This is a genomic window from Tolypothrix sp. PCC 7601 (assembly GCF_025677855.1).
Lineage (GTDB): Bacteria > Cyanobacteriota > Cyanobacteriia > Cyanobacteriales > Nostocaceae > Aulosira > Aulosira diplosiphon.
Window position 1 is genome coordinate 7,837,488 of record NZ_CP064879.1, and the last position, 19,156, is coordinate 7,856,643.

Consider the following 19,156-nt stretch of genomic DNA (forward strand, 5'->3'; position numbering starts at 1 on the left):
CCTTTCACCTTTCCCCTTTCACCTTTCCCCTTTCGCCTTTCCCCCTACCCCTTGTCCTCCTATTGACCCAAATCTAAGATTCAACAGATAATATGCCATCTTGACTTCAATTAGATACTATTGATGCTAGATAATGGGAAAGCTTTGACATTTTACTGCCCATCTAGAAGCTGAAGAACACAATTAACTACTATGCGAACTCACTATTGCGGCGCGCTCCGAAAAGAACATATTGGAGAAACTGTTACCTTGTACGGATGGGTAGACCGTCGCCGCGATCATGGGGGCGTGATATTTTTAGATTTACGCGATCGCTCTGGTATTGTCCAGATTGTGAGCGATCCGCAACGTACCCCGGATTCCTATGAACAGGCTAATACGATCCGGAATGAATATGTTGTGGAAATCACTGGTAGGGTGACGCAACGTCCCGAGGAATCCCTCAATTCCCGCATCCCCACAGGCGAGGTAGAAATCTACGCCGAGAAAATTAATTTGCTCAACAGTGTTCGGAAACAGTTACCTTTCCAAGTTTCCACCGCTGACACTGAAAACGTGCGGGAAGAATTGCGACTGAAATATCGTTATTTAGATTTACGCCGGGAACGCATGGCGCAAAATATGCAATTGCGTCATCAAGTTGTAAAAGCTATGCGGCGCTACTTAGAAGACGTGGAAGGTTTTATCGAAGTTGAAACCCCCGTACTAACTCGTTCTACCCCAGAAGGGGCGCGGGATTACATTCTCCCCAGCCGTGTTAACCCTGGTGAATGGTTCGCTTTACCGCAGTCACCGCAATTATTCAAACAATTGCTGATGGTATCTGGTTTGGACAGATATTATCAAATCGCTCGTTGCTTCCGCGATGAAGACTTACGCGCTGACAGACAACCAGAATTTACCCAGTTAGACATGGAAATGAGTTTCATGTCTCAAGAAGAAATTATCGAACTCAACGAGAAGTTAGTTTCCTACATCTTCAAAACCGTTAAAGGAATTGAGTTACATCATCCCTTCCCGCGTATTACCTATGCTGAAGCAATGGAACGCTACGGTAGTGACAAACCAGATACCCGCTATGGTTTGGAACTAGTGAATGTTTCCGATGTCTTGAAAGATTCCGGTTTTAAAGTTTTCCGTGATGCGATCGCTCACGGTGGTATTGTGAAAATCCTACCGATTCCCAACGGTAACGATGCGATTTCTAACGTCCGCATCAAACCAGGCGGAGACTTATTTAAAGAAGCTAGCGAAGCTGGGGCGAAGGGTTTAGCTTACATCCGCGTCAGAGAAAACGGCGAAATTGATACCATCGGTGCAATTAAAGATAACCTCACCCCTGAACAAAAACAGGAAATATTAGAGCGTACAGGCGCAAAAGCAGGCCATTTACTGCTATTTGGGGCTGGTGATGTAGTTACCGTTAACAAAACTTTAGATAGATTACGGCAAGCGATCGCTAAAGAATTTGCGTTAATAGATCCAGATAAAATCAATTTACTGTGGATTACCGATTTCCCCATGTTTGAGTGGAATGCTGACGAAAAACGCCTCGAAGCATTACACCACCCATTTACCGCACCCCACCCCGATGACTTGGATGATTTAAAAACCGCCCGCGCCCAAGCCTACGATTTAATATTTAACGGCTTTGAAGTTGGCGGTGGTAGTCGGCGGATTTATCAGCGAGAAGTTCAAGAACAGGTATTTGAAGCTATCGGCTTATCACCGGAAGAAGCCCAAAATAAATTCGGCTTTTTGATGGAAGCCTTTGAATATGGTACACCGCCTCATGGTGGCATCGCCTACGGTTTAGATCGGTTAGTGATGTTGCTAGCTGGGGAAGAATCGATTCGTGATGTCATTGCTTTTCCGAAGACACAACAAGCCCGTTGCTTGTTAACTGATGCGCCTTCCAGCGTTGATGCTAAACAGTTGAAAGAATTGCACGTGGCTTCCACTTACAAGCCCAAAGCTTAGTAATGACGAAGTAGAATTTGGTTCTGCATTCAAAGAAGCGATCGCTATTTTAAATTGGCGATCGCTTCTTTGATGATTCCTATAACCCTATAAGCCAATACAGTTCAGTTAAAAAAATAAATTGACAACAAAAACAATAATTTTGGAGGGGGTTTGGGGGAGAATCCCCCAATTGAGCTAGCTGTTTCCACAACTGATATCATGTCCGGCAAATTACCCTTAATATGTCATTGCGAGCAGAACGAAGTGAAGCAATCACAAGGACTCTGCGATTGCTTCACTTCGTACCCTTCGGGAACGCCAAGGGCGAACGCAATGACGGGCATTTGAACGGACATGACATGAGTCTGTTTATTTACGCCGTGCCTCTAGACAACTATTCAAGAGTCTGAAGCAGCATTTTGTCTATTGTAGAAGAATATTTTCCATAAAGTCTCGTAAATCTATCGGAAATATGTATAATTATCAAATACGGTAAGTCTAGCGGTAAACCGTAGTTAAAGTTAACAATAAAAGTAACCTAAGAAAGCAAAATTCACAGCCGTAAATCGGGATATGTAGATATTTGCTGGATTTGGTTTGCTTATTTGCAAACCTTCTCAAACCCGACTCAATACCAGAGTCACGGGGATTCTCTGTGGAATCCTCACTCTTCGTGTTGCAAAAGTATCATTTACAGTTCAAAGGAGTGAACGTGATCAACGCTATACGGATTAACGATCATTTGACAACAACAGGACAAGTCGTAGCACACCAACTCAAGCAAGCCAAGCAAGAAGGTTTTAAGTCGGTTTTGAATTTGCGATCGCCTAATGAATTAGGATTTTTAAAAGATGAGCAAAAAGTTGTAGAAGAATTAGGGCTACATTATGTCAATGTGCCCCTGAAGCTAGAAAATCTAAATGAAGAACTAATTACTAAAATCCTGACGACATTAGATCAACTTCCTAAACCCACCGTCATACATTGTGCCGCAGCTATGCGCTCAACGGGAATTGCATTGTTGAGTGTAGCAATTCAAGAAGGATTAACACCAGAGCAAACTTTAATGAAAGCAAAGAGTCTGGGTTTTGGATTCTTTGAACATGCTGGTGTGAGTCCTCAGTTGAAGCAATTATTTGTCAACTATCTCAATAAACATACAAAGGTAGCTGTACCTTATGCATTAAGCGCTTAATGATTCTAGCATCGACAAGCTTTAACTATCAACAATAGTTGCATAAATTTACCCTACCAATCAATGCATAGGGAAGCAAAAATGGTGTTTTGGTAGGTTTGGAAAAAAGGGAAAGGTTGAAAATAAACCTTCCCTATTTTTCCATGAAGTTATACCAATTCACAAAAAGAATACGACAGATTGTAGGGGCAAGGCATTGCCTTGCCCTCTAGCATATATTGATGTGTTGCCAACATTATTTGAATTAGTTAAGGGTGCGTTACGCTCAAGCGATAACACACCCTATATTAGGCATTTATTGGGTAACTTTAAAACAAGTCTTGACCCTATTCATTACCTATTTGGTTGAATAGGTGATATTGGTAAACCCCCTGGAATCTTTACCTTGAGTGTTCTTTGAAAGTAGTCGCGAGAATAATAATTTTGCCGACCACTATTATCTAAAAATTGAGTGAAGCCTTGCAACATGATTTGAGAGCCAGCATGGTTTAATGTCAATAAAGTATTGGAAAAACCTTTGGTATAGTTAGCTGTTGCATAGGTATGGTTCGTATCTTGGACATTTAAACCATAGGTTACAACTGGTACAGTTCCCCAATCACAATCTGTAGGATGGCATTTACCAAACACCTGAATATTTAATTTATTGCTACCTGCAGAAGTAATAACTAAGCGAGTCACACCACGAGTATTATTATCTTTATTTACCCATGTACCCACAAAATCAGCAGGTGCAGCTAAACTAGGACTAGCAACAGCAGCAGCTAAAGCAACACTAGAAGCAGCAATCATCAAAGAACGTTTCAACATATTATTTCTCCATTATTTAGTAGTAATTTAATTTGGGGATTGACTAGAAATATCAAATCAATATCAGAGTGCATCGGCAGTTAAAATTTATCAAATTAACGCCACTTTTCACTCCATGCACCTGTAACATCAAAACCGCCAGTTACAGGAGTTAAATTTAATGAACCCCAATCAAAGTTGTTACAAATTCGACCGAAACCTTTTCCACAAATATCTCCTGCACCGGAACCATTAAATGAACGAGTACCGATGTGAGAATAAGTGGAACCTTCCCAATTACCATTCCCAAACCAAGTTGTATTTTTTAACCCTACGCGGAGAACACAACGTAACCCTTCACCATTGCGATTTCCGGTTAAATCAGAAACCTTGTATTCATCAAAATAGCCTCCGCAAGTTGTTGGTCTGGGTAAAGGTTTATAGTTAGTAGCATTAACTAATTGCCATTCTTCATTCCATGCACCAGTCACACGAATAGTTGAGGAATTGAGGATTTGTACCTTGAGATTTCCGGAAAAATTATTATTAATATTTTCACCATTGCCATAAATATCAGAAGCAAAACCAACTAAGTTAGAACTGCGGTAAATCGCTTGTCCTACGTGGCGATAGGTTGCACCACCCCAATTACCTTCGCCGTACCATGCTAATTTGGGAATTTTTGTACCAGGTCTACCTTCACTGACTTTGACGCAACGGATACCTTGACCTTGGCGGTTATCTAAAGGTTTAACAATGTAAGTCCGAGTATGGGGGCCACAACTAAAGCCAGGTACTTGAGTTAAATGTAAATTTTGTAGTCCAGGTATTTGAGCAAAAGCACTTGTGGCCGCAGACAGGGCTACCATACTACCTAGTGCTAAAGATTTCAATGACAGTCTCAACATAATAATAATTTGGTGTAGTAAAGTTTGTTGAGGCAGTTTGATAGCAATTCATAATTCGTAATTACGAAATTTTGACAAAATCGAGGTTTTAGTGTTTTAATCTTTAACCTGATTTTTGTGAATTGGTATTTAACGCCTTCACTACTTCTCTAGGTAGGCCTCGAGTTTTTTATGCACCCTCGACAAAGCATCATTGAAATCTTTTCAACTTTTGTGCAATTCGATGCCGATCGCTTCAGTCATTGGGCGACAGAATCAAGATTGCGTAGTAGTATGCAAGGTTGCGTCAAACGCACACCCCAAGAAACTTCAGAATCTTTTTGGGCGCTTTATTGGTATAAGTTTTGGCAGCTTCCTGAATCTCAGTCGTTGGCGAAGCAACATCTGGCAGCTTACTTGCAAGAAACCTGCTATTGGGTATCTCAAAAAACCGTGAATGGTTTCGCCAGTACTCAGTTCCAATTATCAGACTGTTTTCAAGTTGCGATCGCCCAAATTGATCGCGTCCTCAAAGGTTTTAACCCCAGCCAAGGTTTTACTTTAAAAAACTATGCTGGGCCTTTGTTTGCGAGTGCAATCCGCGAAACTTTACGCCAACGCCACGAAGTTGATATCTGTACCGATTGGGGATTGTTACGCAAAATCTCCCAAAAGCGCTTACAGGAAGCTTTGCAAAGTGCTGGCTTATCTGCAGATGATATTCGTGCTTATATCCTGGCTTGGAATGGTTTTAAAACCTTTTATGTCCCCACTAACGCCGGAACTTCCCGCAAGCTGTCTCGACCAGACGATCGCATTTGGGAAGCGATCGCCACAGCTTATACTGCTCAAAGTAACCAGCAGATTAGTATTCCAACTTTAGAGAAATGGTTGCTAACAGCAGCCAAAGCTGCACGTAAATACCTTTATCCCACCCCCGAATCTCTAAATGTTGCCCAAGGTGGAGATAATTCATGGGAGTTATTAGATAACCTCCCAGGAAATCAACAACCCTCCTTAATTGAAGAAATTATTAGCCAAGAAGAAGAACAAACCAGAACTTCTCAACAAAGCGAAATTAATCAGATTTTAGTGACTGCGATCGCGCAATTAGAACCAGAAGCACAACAGATTGTGCAACTATATTATGCTCAAGGACTCAATCAAGATAAAATCGCCAAGCAGCTAGAAATGAAGCAATATACAGTATCACGGCGATTGACAAAGGCTAGAGAAAATTTGCTTAAATCTCTAGCAAATTGGAGTCAAGAAACCTTGCATATTTCCATTACGCCCGACCTACTCAAAAGTATGAGTACATTAATGGAGGAATGGTTACAAAGTTATTACGGTGTTTAGAGATTGGGGACAAATCAATTCAAAATTCAAAATTCAAAATTCAAAAGAATACCTTGTTCCCCGTTCCCTGTTCCCTGTTCCCTCTCACAAACACCAATGAGCACATAACAACCTTTCAAAGAAACCGCCATGACAACATTTACCTTTGCCAATTCCACTGATTTATTTCTAGAAGTTCCGGCTAAAAATCAAAATTTGGCGGATCTTCGGAGTTCATACTTTTCTAACCCCACTTCACGCTATCAAGGTTATATTAATGAACTTTGCCTGAGTGCAGTATTGCCTTGGATACAAGAGGAATTTACATCACAGGCAAAGGTCTGGCCAACTACCACTGTTTTACCCAGTTTTTGGGAACTGGTAAATGGAACCGCTATTGTAGTAGACGTAACGAGGTTTATTCTGGTTCCCAGTGAAAATATTGATGACAGCGAATTACGGGTTCCCCAAGAATGGGTGGATTTATCTAGTTGGGCTGGTGATTACTATTTAGCTGTACAAGTAGAACCAGAGGAAGACTACGTTAGGCTTTGGGGTTACTGTACCCACGAACAACTTAAGAATCGGGGTAATTATGATGCAGGCGATCGCACTTATGCTGTAGATGCGACTGAAATTATCCATGATATTAGCGTGTTAGCGCTTACCCAAGAACTTTGCCCGCAAGCAATTACACGCGCTGCTATTTCACCCTTGCCCACCCTACCACAACCACAAGCCCAAAACCTGATTACTCGCCTGGGAAAGCCGGAAGTCTTGACACCCCGGTTAGCTATTCCGTTTCCACTCTGGGGTGGGTTAATTGAACATGGCGGTTGGCGACAAAGCTTATATCAACAACGTTTGGGATTACCAGAACAATGGTCAATATTGCAATGGTTGCAAAGTGGCGTTTCCCAAGCTGCGGAAACTATCGGTTGGGGACGATTGAATTTGCAATTGAGTTTTGGTGGTAGAGGTGCACAAGGAGGACAAGCAGATTCTATCTTGTCTCGTCAGTTAGCGATCGCAGGTCAAACTTATGAACTTTTAGTTATACCCCAAGGCGAAAGAGATCAAGTTATTTGGCGGTTTGAATTGCGTAACGCTACAGTAGGTGCAGTTATCCCTGGCGGTTTTAAATTGCGACTACTCACCGAAGATTTACAACACTTCCCTAACAACGAAGATATCGCCACAACTGCTGTAGAACAACTCTTTGTAGAAGTTGCTCTAGAACCAGGTGAAGGTATAGTCTGGGAAATAGAACCTCTCCCAGAAAACTATGACCGAGAAATACTCAAATTTTAAACTTTGGTTTGGCTTTTTTTATAGATACTAGGATGGAGAATTATTTCCTCAATTTACTGATAAATAAAAAGCCATGAGAGAAAAACCAAAGCAGCAAATACGCATCTGGGCAATGTTTTGTCATCTCTCGGCTTTATTCGCTTGGATGCTATTATTTTTTTTGGTCTTTCTCGGAATTCCTTTATATTTACCTTTAAATATTTTGTTTCCCCTGATAATTTGGCGCTTCAATAAATTGAAATCTTCTTGGATTGATTTTCAGGGAAAAGAAGCTTTAAATTTTCAAATCTCACTCACAATTTATATTCTGATTGTGATTATCTTATCCTTATTGATTATGTTAACAATGTTTGCTATAGCATTAATTAATAATAGTACTGGACAAGAAATTCAAACTGTTTTAAATATTTTATTATTATTATGGCTGGGATTAACTGCATTCATGATAATATTACAATTGTTCTTGGTTAATTTTGCCGCAATTAAAGCTTATAAAGGTAAGCATTATCGCTATCCTTTGACGATGAGATTATTAAAGTAGGCGGCAATTACAAATTTCATCTATAAAAAATTAAAATTGAATATTAAATATTGAATTTCAAATTTCAACATGGTTTCTACATTACATCCTCAAAAAAAGATTGGCGTGGCAATTGTGGGTACAGGATTTGGGCAAAAAGTCCATATTCCTGGGTTAAAAGCACATCATCGCACTGAAGTAGTAGCTATTTACCATCGCGATATCAATAAAGCCAAAGCGATTGCCCAAGCTCATGATATCCCCCATGCCAGTGATAACATTACAGACATTGTCAACTTGCCAGAAGTGCAAGCAGTTAGTATTGCTACCCCACCATTTTTACATTATGAAATGGCAAAAGAGGTACTGCAAGCAGGCAAACATTTATTACTAGAAAAACCAACGACTTTAAACGTAGCTGAAGCCCAAGAACTATATCAATTAGCGCAGCAAAAAGGCGTAATTGCAACTGTAGATTTTGAATTTCGTTTTGTCCCTGGATGGCAAAGATTTTCACAACTATTATCAGCAGATTATGTAGGCAACAAACGCCTGATTAGAATTGATTGGCTAGGTTCCTCACGTGCAGATGCGTCCCGCCCTTGGAATTGGTATTCTGCTGAAGATAAAGGAGGCGGTGCATTAGGTTCATTAGGTTCTCACGCCTTTGATTATATTTACTGGCTATTTGGCCCAGTACGCCGATTAAGCGCCCATTTAAGCACAGCTATTCCCACACGTATTGACCCTGCTAGCGGCGAAAGTAAGCCCGTGGAGACAGATGATACTTGTGTGCTGTCCTTAGAATTAGCTGATGGTACACCTTGCCAACTTACCATTAGTGCAGTTGTTCACGCACCAAGAACACATTGGGTAGAAGTGTATGGCGATCGCGGTACTTTAGTTTTAGGCAGCGAAAATCAAAAAGACTATATCCACGGTTTCCGGGTTTGGGGTTCCCAACTAGGTACAGCCTTAACCGAAATCGAGATTCCATCAAATTTACTGTTTCCCCACAACCACACCGATGGACGCATTTCCGCATTTATCCGTGTTGTAGACCAATGGGTACAGGGAATTGACCGCCAGCAACAACTAGTTCCATCACTGCGAGAAGGAGTTTATTCGCAACTATTAATGGATTTATCCCATCAATCTCATCAAACCGGAAGTTGGGTAGATGTTCCCAATTGGGAAAGTTTACTCAACTAAAGCACCCTTTTCAATACATAGTGATTTCCGATACAGCGACTGACTATCTTCGCTTGTCAGTTGCTGTTGGCATTTTACAAATGATTCAGGGACGGGATAATCCTGAGTTGTCTGCAAATTTAGCCTTTTCCGATGAGCAACAGCAATGTTTGTTGAAGATTGCACCTACCTTTGAAGGCAAAACTCAATTGCAACAAAATCCCTTTCCTCCTCATTCCTTTCCTTGGGCAACTTGGATTATGCAAGGGCTGGGTGGTTGGTCTGGTTACAGGTCTCAAAAACCTCCAGGAATTACTACTTTAATTCGCGGACTTTATCAATTTGAATCCACCTTTTTTGCTTGGAAACTCGCTCTAGAACCACTTATGTGTACACCGTAGCTCCCAGAGAGCTACGGTGTACACATAAGTCTTGAAATCCTACCTTGAAGGGAGTTTTAAACTCAGATAAAAATCGCTCAAAACCTGTCATTGCGAGCGAAGCGAAGCAATCCCAGCACCAAGCGATTGCTTCGTCGTTCCTCCTCTCTACGAGACGCTACGCGAACGCAATGACAATTTAAGGGGGTTGAAATCCCTGAAACGTATGCGGAGAGTACTTGTGTGTACACCGTAGCTCCCAGAGAGAGAGGGGAGCAAGAGATTTAATTCCCCTTCTCCTGCGGGAGAAGGGGTTAGGGGATGAGGGCGCGAGGTATTTGTACAACACCACTGCTTTAGGCGGCTTTCCCGACTTGTCGCAAGTGGCGTAGATTTAGGGGAATCTCTAAAGCTTTTTTCTACACAGCTACCTGTACACCGTAGCCTAACGCACAGCCGCAGATTCCAAAGTCAAATCTTGGAACATCAAGGTGCTGAGATAACGTTCGCCGAAGGAAGGCTGAATCATCACAATCAACTTTCCGGCATTTTCGGGACGCTTCGCAACTTGCAATGCTGCACACAAAGCCGCACCAGAAGATATCCCAGATAATAAGCCTTCTTCTTTTGCTAAACGCCGTCCATAAGACATCGCCTGTTCATCGCTGACGCGAATGACTTCGTCAACCAACTCCAGCTTGAGAACATCGGGGACAAAGCCAGCGCCAATCCCTTGAATTTTATGCGGCCCTGCTTCCCCACCAGATAATACAGGACTATTGCTCGGTTCAACTGCGATCGCCTGAAAAGTTGGCTTACGTTCTTTCAATACTTCCGCAATCCCGGTAATTGTCCCACCAGTACCGACACCAGCAATTACAATATCTACTTCACCATCAGTATCCGCCCAAATTTCTTCGGCTGTGGTTTCGCGGTGAATTTTGGGATTAGCTGGGTTGCGGAACTGTTGCAGCATATATGCGTTGGGAGTGTTAGCCACAATTTCTTCCGCTTTGCGAATTGCTCCCCGCATTCCTTCGGGGCCTGGTGTTAACTCTAACTTGGCACCATAAGCACGTAACATTGCTCGTCTCTCGTTGCTCATGGTTTCCGGCATTGTCAAAATCAAATTGTAGCCCCGTGCGGCTGCTACCATTGCTAAGGCAATCCCTGTATTACCGGAAGTAGGCTCTACTAAAATAGTTTTTCCTGGCTCAATAAAACCATCTGCTTCCGCCGAGAGTACCATATTTAAGCCAATCCGGTCTTTAACCGAAGCTGCTGGGTTCATGCCTTCGAGTTTAGCAACTATCCGCGCTACTGCTCCCTCTGCTTGCGGAATCTTGTTCAGTTCAACTAAAGGAGTTCTTCCAATAAGTTCTGTGACATCTTTAGCAATTCGCATTCGTTAACTCCTAAAATCCTAAATTCATTAACAACGCCAGGTATTTTTTACTGATAACGGTAATCTTGTATTTTAATCTAGATTTAAGTGTCACTGAGTACATAATTTTTGTACTCTAACTCAACCACAAAATTGCAATGATTTAAATAGCAATTCTGGCAAATCTTCCTATTGACTTTTAAACCATTTTGTCTTCTTATCCCGCTAATTGTGATAGAAAACTGGTAATTGCTTATTGATACCTATCTTTAAAATTAAAAATTTTCCAGTCAGCTATTCACGCCAGGTCTTGGCACAACCAAGCATGAAAATCTGTCTTTCCCATGCCCAATGCCCAATGCCCCATGCCCATTTTCCAGTTAAATCTTGACTTTTGACAATCTCTTAAGATACCTATATATCTCCCAGAGTTTATATTTAAGTTGGATATTTTTTAGTTTATCTAGAACAAAATAGCTATTTGCTGAAATTTAATCGATTTTCTTATTAACGTAAGATATTATCAGGCAAGAATATTTTTTTGAGTACAAATTTTATTCACTAAATCACTCACTTAAAATATTCTGCAATCAGCTATTTCAAAGTATTTCAGGTTGAGTACAAACCCTCCCGAACCCAACTTTAAAAACACTAGAACGCCACTCAAAAAATACTAGTCCCCATACCCCAAATATTTTTTATTATCCTGCTCGGCTAAAATTTCCAGCCTTTGAGTACAAATTTAATAACTTTAATAATTCTGATCCGGCTCCGATAAACTGCTATTGAGCAACCCTCCTGATATAAAACCTATAGGATTTACGCAGAGATTCCCCTCTACCCCCCAACATTCCCAGGCAACTGTCTGGAGATGAAGGGGGGACTTCTTAACCCCCTATTCTTAACTGCATTAAACTCAGTTTTAGGGTGAGAGAGCGTGATTTATAGTCCCAAGAATAAATTATTTCAGTATGACTGAATACTAATTTGCAATTGCGGATAAATTTAATCATATATTTCAGATATTAGCTCAAGGGTTGCATCAAATCATCCCCTTTTTTAGTAATTAGTTCATGATAAACAATGGAAAATAAGCTAATTGTTAACTGATAACTTTTTGATTATCAGCAATATTTTTGTCGGTAAATAACAGAAATTATTGTCTTACTGGGTGCATACTGCCTGGGAAGGGAGAACCAAGATGAAAGTCAAGCTTTTAAATGTTCTCACAGTCTGTGTAGTTTTCTTGGCTGTGCTATCTCCAGCTTTATTAGTATTTAGTATGGTTTGGGGCAAGCATTTAGAGTTAGTAAAAGCACAGAATCTCACCTGTGAAGTAAACAATAATATGAGAGCCGATAGCTTCTTGGTTACTCAGTCGGGGGGTGTATCCTCCTCTCAATCTCAGCCAAGCATAAACCTCTCTAAGCAAAACCTCCAATCCCATAATTTAACTGTTGTAGAGCAATATCAACTAGCAACAATTATGCAATGGTTTTTCTTGCTAACACCTATTTGTGTCGGGTTAGGGATTATTGCTTACGACAGATATCTTGTTTATCGTAATGCTGTTTTTCAAGAACAAGTTGAAATGCTAGAACGGCTGTGGCAGCAAAGTATCGAACAGTAAGCAAATTCCAATTTATTCATTTTCCATCAACCAAAGCACCATGACAGAAGAACGCCAACTCCTGTATTTTGATTTAATCGATCAGCTACTCAGATGCCCTAATGGCCAAGAACCAGAAGTATTAGAAGCAAATCCAGAATTAATTGATTCGGATTTTGTGTATGCAGTGCTAAAAGTGGCAACTGTGTTTGCACATGAAGGTAATCAAGATGGTGCCCAATTCTTATTTTTTCTAGGTCGTCAATTAGCAAAACAATTGGGTTTGTATCCTGAAACTGAAGCTGCCAATTTGGAAACCGAAGTTTCAACTGAGGAGTAGCAATGCTATTGACTGAAACTGACGCTGGACAAATAGCTTTTGAGTTTCTCATGGCTGATTGGAACATCTCAGAACAGGACAGAGAGTGGTTTACAATTAACAATTCTCGTCTGGTTGGTGAGAGTTGGTACGTTGTAGAATTGGGTCTAGCAGGATTTCCTGATCGCTGGTTTATTCAAGTTTACGATACAGGAGCTTGTGACCCCAATTATACATTTATGTCACCCATCAAGGGTTCAGACGGATATGTTGACCTTGTAGATTTACCACAACTTGTTGCTGAGGTTCTAGTGTCAGAACGCAATGCGCGTTAGAGGAAAGGGGAGAAATTCATCCAAATAATTTTGTTGAGAGTTATACCAAATCAAATAATGTTTGCGACACATCATTATATTCTAGAGGGCAAGGCAGTACCCACCTGTGTCAACTTAACGCGAAACCCGCTTGGTTGGAAGGTTTCGCCCTCACCCCCAGCCCCTCTCCCACAGGGAGAGGGGAGCAGGAAATTTAGTTCCCCTTCTCCAGGGGGAGAAGGGGTTAGGGGATGAGGGTGCGAGGTATTTGTACAACGCCCGCCCTATATAGCTTTTAGCTTAAGTTGACACCACTGGGCAGTGCCTTGCCCCTACAATCTGTCGCATTCTTTTTTCAAATTGGTATTACAACCTAAAAGGTTTGAATTTTTGACTTTTGAATGCAGACGCGATTCATCGCGTCTCTACAATTTTTGACAAAAAAATAAACATCAATCAAGGGAGGTAAAAACTTTATTTTTACCTCTTTTTTATTGTGTTTGATGTTCTTAATAATTAACATTTACTTCTAAAGAAGTAATAATAAATGTCATATTTGAATGACAAATGTATGTTATATTAATAGCGTGATGAACGCTACAGAAATATCAATTGCTATGATTGCCGAAGATATCCTAGCCAAAGAATTTACTAGAGTAGTAAATCACTATTACCCTAGCGTTGGAGAATTACTGCAAAATTGTTATGTGAAGGTCATTACCTGTTTTTGGGGAAGACCTGCTAGACGGTTGCAATATATAGGGATTTATTGTTCTGATGAAATGCTTCCCCAAGTGCAATCTCAAAAAGATGTACTCAGAGAAATAGCAGATAATATGGGATTAGTTCAGGTAGTTTGTATGAATGCTGATAGATTGCTCCGCGATCCATTGTCAACGTTAAAGCAAAATAATCCCCGCCTGTGGTTGGAATTACATTGGGTTGCTGCATCTTAGAAAATTACGAGAACGAGTATCTCAGGTAGGCACAAACTGCCCATACCAGCAAATAAATGAAAACAGGACTTTTCTGCAATTACGATAATCATCATCAGGATGCCCACCGTGCCATTTTTGAACAAGTTGCATTGGTGAAACAAGCGGAAAGCTTAGGTTTTGAAGAAGCCTGGGTAAGTGAGCATCATTTTAGTGAATCCAATCTTAGCCCTTCAATGTTGGTGTTAATGGGTCATTTAGCGGCGTTAACTTCAACAATTAAACTAGGAACAGCAGCAGTGTTGTTACCGTTTTATAACCCAATTAGGGTAGCGGAAGACATTGCGACTTTAGATAATTTATGCAATGGCAGATTGTTATTTGGGATTGCCAAAGGTGGGCCATTTCCCGAACAAAATAAGCATTTTGCCACACCAATGGGAGAATCTCGTGCCCAGATGCTAGAGGCAATGGCATTGATTCAAAAGCTTTTATATGAAACAGAAGTATCATTTAATGGGCAATATTATCAATGCGATCGCCTGACAATTTACCCCAAACCTTTGCAAGCACAAATTCCCGTATATGTAGCCACTGGCGATGATGACGGTGTAGGGTTTGCCGCCAAACATTCCTTTGGCTTAATGGGGGGGCCGCCTTTTTCTCTGCACAGATTGCGGAATACTGTTGCTAAATACCGTGCCTTAAATTCTAGTGGTTGTGAAAACCTAGTACTGACTCGTTTCTTTTATGTTGCCAGGACATACGACGAAGCAGTAACAGAGGCGTTGCCTTTCATCCGTAAATTCAGCAAAAAAATGACAGCAAATGCAGCTGTTGTCATGCAGAAAAGTTCTACTGGTCATCAGGCATTTGACCGCACCAATATTTGTTTTGATGAAGACTTTTTGATTGAAAATTCAATTATTGGTGACGTGCAAACCTGCCGAGACAGAATCAAAAAATTTCAGGATGAATTAAATCTAGGCACGCTGGCAATCAAACCCTCAGCTTGCGATTTGCAAAAAAACCTGGAGAGTTTGACGCGCTATAACCAAGAGGTGCGGAATTATGTCTAAGTTACCTTTGTTGCCTCCAGATGATTTACCTCCCAAGGAAATCAGCAAAATGGATGGGATGTTACATCTGGAACTAGAACAATCGATTGGCAGATGCTTTTATCAAGCTTGCGATCGCATTACGCAAACATTGTTAGCTAATTGCCAATGGTATCTCACCAGCAACGCTACTACCTTAATGCTAGTCATTGACTGCCCTGACATCGTTTCCTACTGGCATATAGTCAGCAATGTACCCCAACTAGGAAACAGATTAGAAAGGTTGACTACTAACGCCAAAATCCGCGTCTACCCACCATTTGGCAAAGGCGGGCCCTTTGAAATCAGCGTCGGTGAAATCTCTGCCTTTCGAGATTGGTTATAAAAGGGCATGGGGCATGGGGCATGGGGCATTGGGTGTTTGGTAATGGGTAATGGGTAATTGGTAATTGCTTTTTCCCTTTCTTCCCCTCATCTTCCTCATCCTCCTCATCTCCCTTTTCCCCAGTCCCCAATCCCCAATCCCTAACCCTTATAAGCTACGACAGCATAAAACGGATCGCCCCCAGGTGCGCCTAACCACTGAAGCACAGCGGGGATGTTTGACTTATGCACAATCACCTCTGGGGTAGAAAATCCTGGGACTGAGGCGAAATAGCTTTTGACTAACTCTACTCTCGCTTCTTCGGAGACATCCCGCCAAGCTTGGATGGCTTTTTGGAAGAACATGCGGTTAGAAAAACTGATAATTGCTACACCACCGGGTTTAAGAATGCGGTGGATTTCTGTAAATATGGCCTCGGGATATTGGATGTACTGTACAGAAACACAGTTGACAACCGCATCAAAGTCTGCATCCTGCAAGGGTAACTGCGGATTGGCATTGATGTCTTGCACAAAGTAATGATTTAAACGGGGATTACGTGCTAATTCTTCAGCATTGAGTCCATGTCCCTCTACATGGGCAAATTGCATTTCTTCTGGCAGATGAGACACCCAACTGCTCATCATATCTAAGATGCGTGTGTTAGATTTAAGACGATCGCGGTATACATCTGTTAACTGTTTAATGAACGCTTCATCAACATGGGTGACAAAACGTGGATAGTCATAAAACAGTTTGTCATTTGTGTCATCTAGCTTCAGGCGTTGATCAGGTCTGAGAATCATCATCTTAAATGTCTATTTAGAAGGATTTCTTCCACAACTGAATTTATTTCAGCTAGGATTTGGATCGAATATTTTGTATGCTGCTTTACATATTTTAAAGTCAGATCACAAATATATGAAATCTCCGACGCTGCATTCAATTCGTACTAATTAATGTCCTACAAAATCCGATTATTCCCTAGTATTTGGCGGCAAATCTATCTTTTGGCTAGATTGCCTTATATAAGTTTGTTAATTTGGCTACTGCCTTTGTTAATATGTAATTCTGGGCAGAGTAGCTTAATGGCTCATGATGAAGGCTATTATGCAGGACGAGCGCGCCAGATGTTTGAATCTGGTGATTGGATAGCTCCTTGGGGAAATGCTCATCATAAAACCCCTGGCCCTTATTGGTTAATTGCTACTGCTTATAATTTGTTTGGTGTAAGTGAATTTAGTGCGCGGCTTCCGAGTGCGATCGCTAGTATTTTAGCTCTGTTTATTTTATATGAAATTGGCAAAATTATTGTCGGTAAAAAGGTAGCTTGGCTAGCAGCGACAATTTTGAGCGTGGAATTTCTCTGGCTACAGTCTAGCCGTTTAGCTGCACCTGATATACCAATGATTTTATTGGTACTTTTAGCGATTTTATCTTTACTAAAGGCGGAATTAAATCCTAAATATAGCGATTTTTTGCTATTTATTGCTGGCTTGTGTTTTGGTTTGGGCTTCTTGACGCGCAGCTTTATGATTTTGTTGCCGATGGTGGCTTTATTACCTTATTTAATTAAGGAACATCGCCGTCATCATCATCTTGCTAACCCAAGGTTGTATTTGGGGTTGGTAGTGGGTTTAATGCCAACATTAGCTTGGCTGTGGTTAAGCTGGTTGCGCTATGGTGCTGAGAGTTTTGGGCAGTTGTTAGGGTTTGTGGTAGAACTCGGTTCTGAAGACCGCAACCATAATGGTATATTATTTTATTTCTGGAATATTCCTTTAAAATCATTTCCCTGGTTCTTTTTCGCAATTTTAGGCTTGATTGTAGCGCTGCGTCGTCCGATTGCGAATTATCAGTTAATATTAGTCGGATTTCCCCTGATTTTATTTACTGAATTGAGTATTTTCTCTACTCGTCTGTCTCACTATGCGCTTGGGCTTTATCCGTTTATCGCGTTGCTGGCGGCTGTAGGTTTAGATTGGTTGGGCAAAATTTATGAATATACACAAACAGACGCGATGAATCGCGTCTCTACAAGCGAAAAATTATTGATAAAAAATAACAATTTCCTAGAGGATGGTGAGGGAATCACCAAAATTCAGCCTAGAGGAGTGAGGCTGCTACCAGATAAGCGCAATATAGCTCAATCTTTCGCTTTTACCTCCGATGGAAGTAATAAATTATTGTCATGGATGAGGAAGACTGAGAACAATTTGCCGCGTAACCTTAGTTATGCTATCGGCATACTGGGAATTTTACTGATAGCAGTCAGTATATTTGCGTTAATTTCCCAAGATGCTTATATTCGCGATCGCACAAATCTTGGTTTCATTTTAGGCTTAGGTTGGCTGATTGTGCCTGTGGTGTGGATTGCGCGTCACCGCTTTGGGCAAAAGTTTTTGACTGAAAATTATTGGTTCGCTAGTTGGTTAATTCCCTGCTGGCTGACTTTGGCTACGGCTGGTAGCTTAGGGCTATTAAGCGACTATAACCCAACTGTAAAAGCCTTTTTCCAAGAACCTGCGATCGCCTCGATTCTGCAAACTCATCCCGTGTCTTTTGTGCAAGTTTACGATAAAAACTCTGTCTTGCTGCATTTCTACACGCCGATTCCAGGGCAAGTAGTAGATTCTATTAGCCAATTACCTGCTTCTAGCTATGCGTGGATTTACAAATCACAAAATCCTCAATTATCCACGTCTTATCGTATTCTTGCTACACTACAAGAGTATCAGCTGATTCAAGTCCTTCCTTAAGATAGATGGCAATCTACTGTTGCAAGCAAATACTAGGTTAGTTAGAATAATATTACGTACACTAAATAATTATAGTGAAATGGTGTCTACATCTAAAGAGTTTGAAGTTTTGGAGTCCTGGCAGCAAGTTCTGGCCCCCAACAGTATTGGCTATAGAATCAAGTTGCTCTCACAACTGCTAACTCGCAAGTTTACAGAAAGGCTAGAGCCTTTCGGATTGACACCGTTTCATTGGTTAGTGTTGTGTTGTTTGTGGGAGGAAGATGGTTTACCAACTTCCAGCATTGGCGACAGGCTCAAACAGGTAGGCGGGACTTTAACTGGCGTTTTAGATCGGATGGAAGAACGCGGTTTAGTCCGTCGCGAACGGGATGCACATGATCGCCGCATCTGGAGAATTTGGCTAACCGATGCAGGTAAAGAGCTAGAAACAATATTACCGCCATTAGCTGCAGAATTACGCGATCAAGCCATGTCTGGTATTGCCTACCAAGAGCGCGAATTATTTTCCCAGTTGTTAAATCGGGCGATCGCGAATTTGTCTTGAGGGATTGTTGACTGTTGACTGTTGACTGTTGACTGGGTAATTGGGACAAAGAAAGAAAGGAAGCAATAATTGTAGTACAGGCAGGATTAATCGCGTCTCTCCAACTCTTGTACAGACGCGATGAATCGCGTCTCTGCAGCGCCACCTTTCCAGAATTTCTATCTGTAGTCAAAGCCACCATCACCCATTTGGGTGAAGTACTGTGAAGTTTTGTTTTGGCATAATAATACTACGCACGCGAAGGGAACGTTAGATGAAGGCAAGTAATTAAATATTACGTGTACTAAATAAAAA

At 41.2% G+C, this 19,156-nt stretch carries 19 protein-coding genes and 1 pseudogene; 15 read left to right on the forward strand and 5 right to left on the reverse strand.

All coding sequences use genetic code 11. The features are described 5' to 3' along the window. The first annotated feature begins 192 nt into the window (after positions 1 to 192). Entirely contained in the window at positions 193 to 1,980 is a 1,788-nt protein-coding gene (gene aspS, locus HG267_RS31750) for an aspartate--tRNA ligase (RefSeq protein ID WP_045874198.1), read from the forward strand. A 694-nt stretch (positions 1,981 to 2,674) separates the two neighbouring features. Beyond that, positions 2,675 to 3,157: a beta-lactamase hydrolase domain-containing protein gene (locus HG267_RS31755; RefSeq protein WP_045874237.1), complete on the forward strand. Its 483-nt coding sequence runs from the start codon at positions 2,675 to 2,677 to the stop codon at positions 3,155 to 3,157. 333 nt (positions 3,158 to 3,490) lie between these two features. Here the strand turns inward: HG267_RS31755 and HG267_RS31760 are convergent, their stop codons facing one another. After that, positions 3,491 to 3,967: a hypothetical protein gene (locus HG267_RS31760; RefSeq protein WP_052335419.1), complete on the reverse strand. Its 477-nt coding sequence runs from the start codon at positions 3,965 to 3,967 to the stop codon at positions 3,491 to 3,493. A 95-nt stretch (positions 3,968 to 4,062) separates the two neighbouring features. Continuing rightward, positions 4,063 to 4,854, reverse strand: coding sequence for a hypothetical protein (locus tag HG267_RS31765; RefSeq protein ID WP_045874199.1), 792 nt, complete (start codon positions 4,852 to 4,854; stop codon positions 4,063 to 4,065). A gap of 171 nt (positions 4,855 to 5,025) precedes the next feature. Between HG267_RS31765 and HG267_RS31770 the strand changes: the two genes are divergently transcribed. From HG267_RS31770 to HG267_RS31790, 5 genes and pseudogenes are all read left to right on the forward strand, one after another. After that, positions 5,026 to 6,192, forward strand: a complete 1,167-nt coding sequence (locus HG267_RS31770; RefSeq protein WP_045874200.1) for a sigma-70 family RNA polymerase sigma factor — start codon at positions 5,026 to 5,028, stop codon at positions 6,190 to 6,192. Between the two features lie 129 nt (positions 6,193 to 6,321). Beyond that, a complete protein-coding gene (locus HG267_RS31775) occupies positions 6,322 to 7,482 on the forward strand; it encodes a DUF1822 family protein (RefSeq protein WP_045874201.1) in 1,161 nt (386 codons plus the stop codon). 73 nt (positions 7,483 to 7,555) lie between these two features. Beyond that, the gene (locus tag HG267_RS31780) at positions 7,556 to 8,023 is read left to right on the forward strand and encodes a DUF4870 domain-containing protein (RefSeq protein WP_045874202.1); all 468 of its coding nucleotides are present in this window, start codon (positions 7,556 to 7,558) and stop codon (positions 8,021 to 8,023) included. Positions 8,024 to 8,092: 69 nt separating this feature from the next. Next, on the forward strand, positions 8,093 to 9,214 hold the full coding sequence (locus tag HG267_RS31785; protein ID WP_045874203.1) for a Gfo/Idh/MocA family protein: 1,122 nt from the start codon (positions 8,093 to 8,095) through the stop codon (positions 9,212 to 9,214). A gap of 47 nt (positions 9,215 to 9,261) precedes the next feature. Continuing rightward, positions 9,262 to 9,594 (forward strand): annotated as a pseudogene (locus HG267_RS31790) (IS4 family transposase); the annotation flags it as partial. Positions 9,595 to 10,018: 424 nt separating this feature from the next. Here HG267_RS31790 and cysK read toward each other — a convergent pair. Next, complete coding sequence (gene cysK / locus HG267_RS31795; protein WP_045874204.1) at positions 10,019 to 10,978, reverse strand: cysteine synthase A; 960 nt, start codon at positions 10,976 to 10,978, stop codon at positions 10,019 to 10,021. 1,180 nt (positions 10,979 to 12,158) lie between these two features. Here cysK and HG267_RS31800 point away from each other — a divergent pair. The 6 genes from HG267_RS31800 to HG267_RS31825 all read left to right on the forward strand — a co-directional run bounded on the left by HG267_RS31800 (position 12,159) and on the right by HG267_RS31825 (position 15,577). Beyond that, a complete protein-coding gene (locus HG267_RS31800; protein ID WP_045874205.1) occupies positions 12,159 to 12,587 on the forward strand; it encodes a hypothetical protein in 429 nt (142 codons plus the stop codon). 40 nt (positions 12,588 to 12,627) lie between these two features. Beyond that, positions 12,628 to 12,906, forward strand: a complete 279-nt coding sequence (locus tag HG267_RS31805; protein ID WP_045874206.1) for a hypothetical protein — start codon at positions 12,628 to 12,630, stop codon at positions 12,904 to 12,906. A 2-nt stretch (positions 12,907 to 12,908) separates the two neighbouring features. Continuing rightward, complete coding sequence (locus tag HG267_RS31810) at positions 12,909 to 13,220, forward strand: hypothetical protein (RefSeq protein WP_045874207.1); 312 nt, start codon at positions 12,909 to 12,911, stop codon at positions 13,218 to 13,220. Positions 13,221 to 13,789: 569 nt separating this feature from the next. After that, positions 13,790 to 14,155, forward strand: coding sequence for a hypothetical protein (locus tag HG267_RS31815; protein WP_045874208.1), 366 nt, complete (start codon positions 13,790 to 13,792; stop codon positions 14,153 to 14,155). Between the two features lie 56 nt (positions 14,156 to 14,211). Beyond that, a complete protein-coding gene (locus HG267_RS31820; protein ID WP_045874209.1) occupies positions 14,212 to 15,213 on the forward strand; it encodes an LLM class flavin-dependent oxidoreductase in 1,002 nt (333 codons plus the stop codon). Continuing rightward, positions 15,206 to 15,577 (forward strand): hypothetical protein, encoded by a 372-nt coding sequence (locus tag HG267_RS31825; RefSeq protein ID WP_045874210.1) that lies wholly within the window; start codon positions 15,206 to 15,208, stop codon positions 15,575 to 15,577. The genes HG267_RS31820 and HG267_RS31825 overlap by 8 nt, the downstream gene beginning before the upstream one ends. On the opposite strand, the gene HG267_RS31830 is transcribed toward HG267_RS31825, so the two are convergent. Together HG267_RS31830 and HG267_RS31835 are read right to left on the reverse strand one after the other, a co-directional pair. Further along, positions 15,537 to 15,707, reverse strand: coding sequence for a hypothetical protein (locus HG267_RS31830; RefSeq protein WP_155539633.1), 171 nt, complete (start codon positions 15,705 to 15,707; stop codon positions 15,537 to 15,539). The genes HG267_RS31825 and HG267_RS31830 overlap by 41 nt on opposite strands. Before the next feature lie 10 nt (positions 15,708 to 15,717). Then, entirely contained in the window at positions 15,718 to 16,362 is a 645-nt protein-coding gene (locus tag HG267_RS31835) for a class I SAM-dependent methyltransferase (RefSeq protein WP_045874211.1), read from the reverse strand. Between the two features lie 153 nt (positions 16,363 to 16,515). On the opposite strand from HG267_RS31835, the gene HG267_RS31840 reads away from it, so the two are divergent. Next, entirely contained in the window at positions 16,516 to 18,315 is a 1,800-nt protein-coding gene (locus tag HG267_RS31840; RefSeq protein ID WP_045874212.1) for an ArnT family glycosyltransferase, read from the forward strand. 79 nt (positions 18,316 to 18,394) lie between these two features. Next, complete coding sequence (locus HG267_RS31845) at positions 18,395 to 18,862, forward strand: MarR family winged helix-turn-helix transcriptional regulator (RefSeq protein ID WP_045874213.1); 468 nt, start codon at positions 18,395 to 18,397, stop codon at positions 18,860 to 18,862. The last annotated feature ends 294 nt before the right edge of the window (positions 18,863 to 19,156 follow it).

What these genes read in the sequence shown, in the direction of transcription:
- HG267_RS31775 (WP_045874201.1), top strand. Translation starts at nt 6,322, where the DNA reads ATGACAACATTTACCTTTGCCAATTCCACTGATTTATTTCTAGAAGTT.
- HG267_RS31785 (WP_045874203.1), top strand. Translation starts at nt 8,093, where the DNA reads ATGGTTTCTACATTACATCCTCAAAAAAAGATTGGCGTGGCAATTGTG.
- HG267_RS31810 (WP_045874207.1), top strand. Translation starts at nt 12,909, where the DNA reads ATGCTATTGACTGAAACTGACGCTGGACAAATAGCTTTTGAGTTTCTC.
- HG267_RS31835 (WP_045874211.1), bottom strand. Translation starts at nt 16,362, where the DNA reads ATGATTCTCAGACCTGATCAACGCCTGAAGCTAGATGACACAAATGAC.
- HG267_RS31825 (WP_045874210.1), top strand. Translation starts at nt 15,206, where the DNA reads ATGTCTAAGTTACCTTTGTTGCCTCCAGATGATTTACCTCCCAAGGAA.
- HG267_RS31805 (WP_045874206.1), top strand. Translation starts at nt 12,628, where the DNA reads ATGACAGAAGAACGCCAACTCCTGTATTTTGATTTAATCGATCAGCTA.
- HG267_RS31815 (WP_045874208.1), top strand. Translation starts at nt 13,790, where the DNA reads ATGAACGCTACAGAAATATCAATTGCTATGATTGCCGAAGATATCCTA.
- HG267_RS31845 (WP_045874213.1), top strand. Translation starts at nt 18,395, where the DNA reads ATGGTGTCTACATCTAAAGAGTTTGAAGTTTTGGAGTCCTGGCAGCAA.
- HG267_RS31770 (WP_045874200.1), top strand. Translation starts at nt 5,026, where the DNA reads ATGCACCCTCGACAAAGCATCATTGAAATCTTTTCAACTTTTGTGCAA.
- HG267_RS31800 (WP_045874205.1), top strand. Translation starts at nt 12,159, where the DNA reads ATGAAAGTCAAGCTTTTAAATGTTCTCACAGTCTGTGTAGTTTTCTTG.
- HG267_RS31765 (WP_045874199.1), bottom strand. Translation starts at nt 4,854, where the DNA reads ATGTTGAGACTGTCATTGAAATCTTTAGCACTAGGTAGTATGGTAGCC.
- cysK (WP_045874204.1), bottom strand. Translation starts at nt 10,978, where the DNA reads ATGCGAATTGCTAAAGATGTCACAGAACTTATTGGAAGAACTCCTTTA.
- aspS (WP_045874198.1), top strand. Translation starts at nt 193, where the DNA reads ATGCGAACTCACTATTGCGGCGCGCTCCGAAAAGAACATATTGGAGAA.
- HG267_RS31780 (WP_045874202.1), top strand. Translation starts at nt 7,556, where the DNA reads ATGAGAGAAAAACCAAAGCAGCAAATACGCATCTGGGCAATGTTTTGT.
- HG267_RS31760 (WP_052335419.1), bottom strand. Translation starts at nt 3,967, where the DNA reads ATGTTGAAACGTTCTTTGATGATTGCTGCTTCTAGTGTTGCTTTAGCT.
- HG267_RS31820 (WP_045874209.1), top strand. Translation starts at nt 14,212, where the DNA reads ATGAAAACAGGACTTTTCTGCAATTACGATAATCATCATCAGGATGCC.
- HG267_RS31840 (WP_045874212.1), top strand. Translation starts at nt 16,516, where the DNA reads ATGTCCTACAAAATCCGATTATTCCCTAGTATTTGGCGGCAAATCTAT.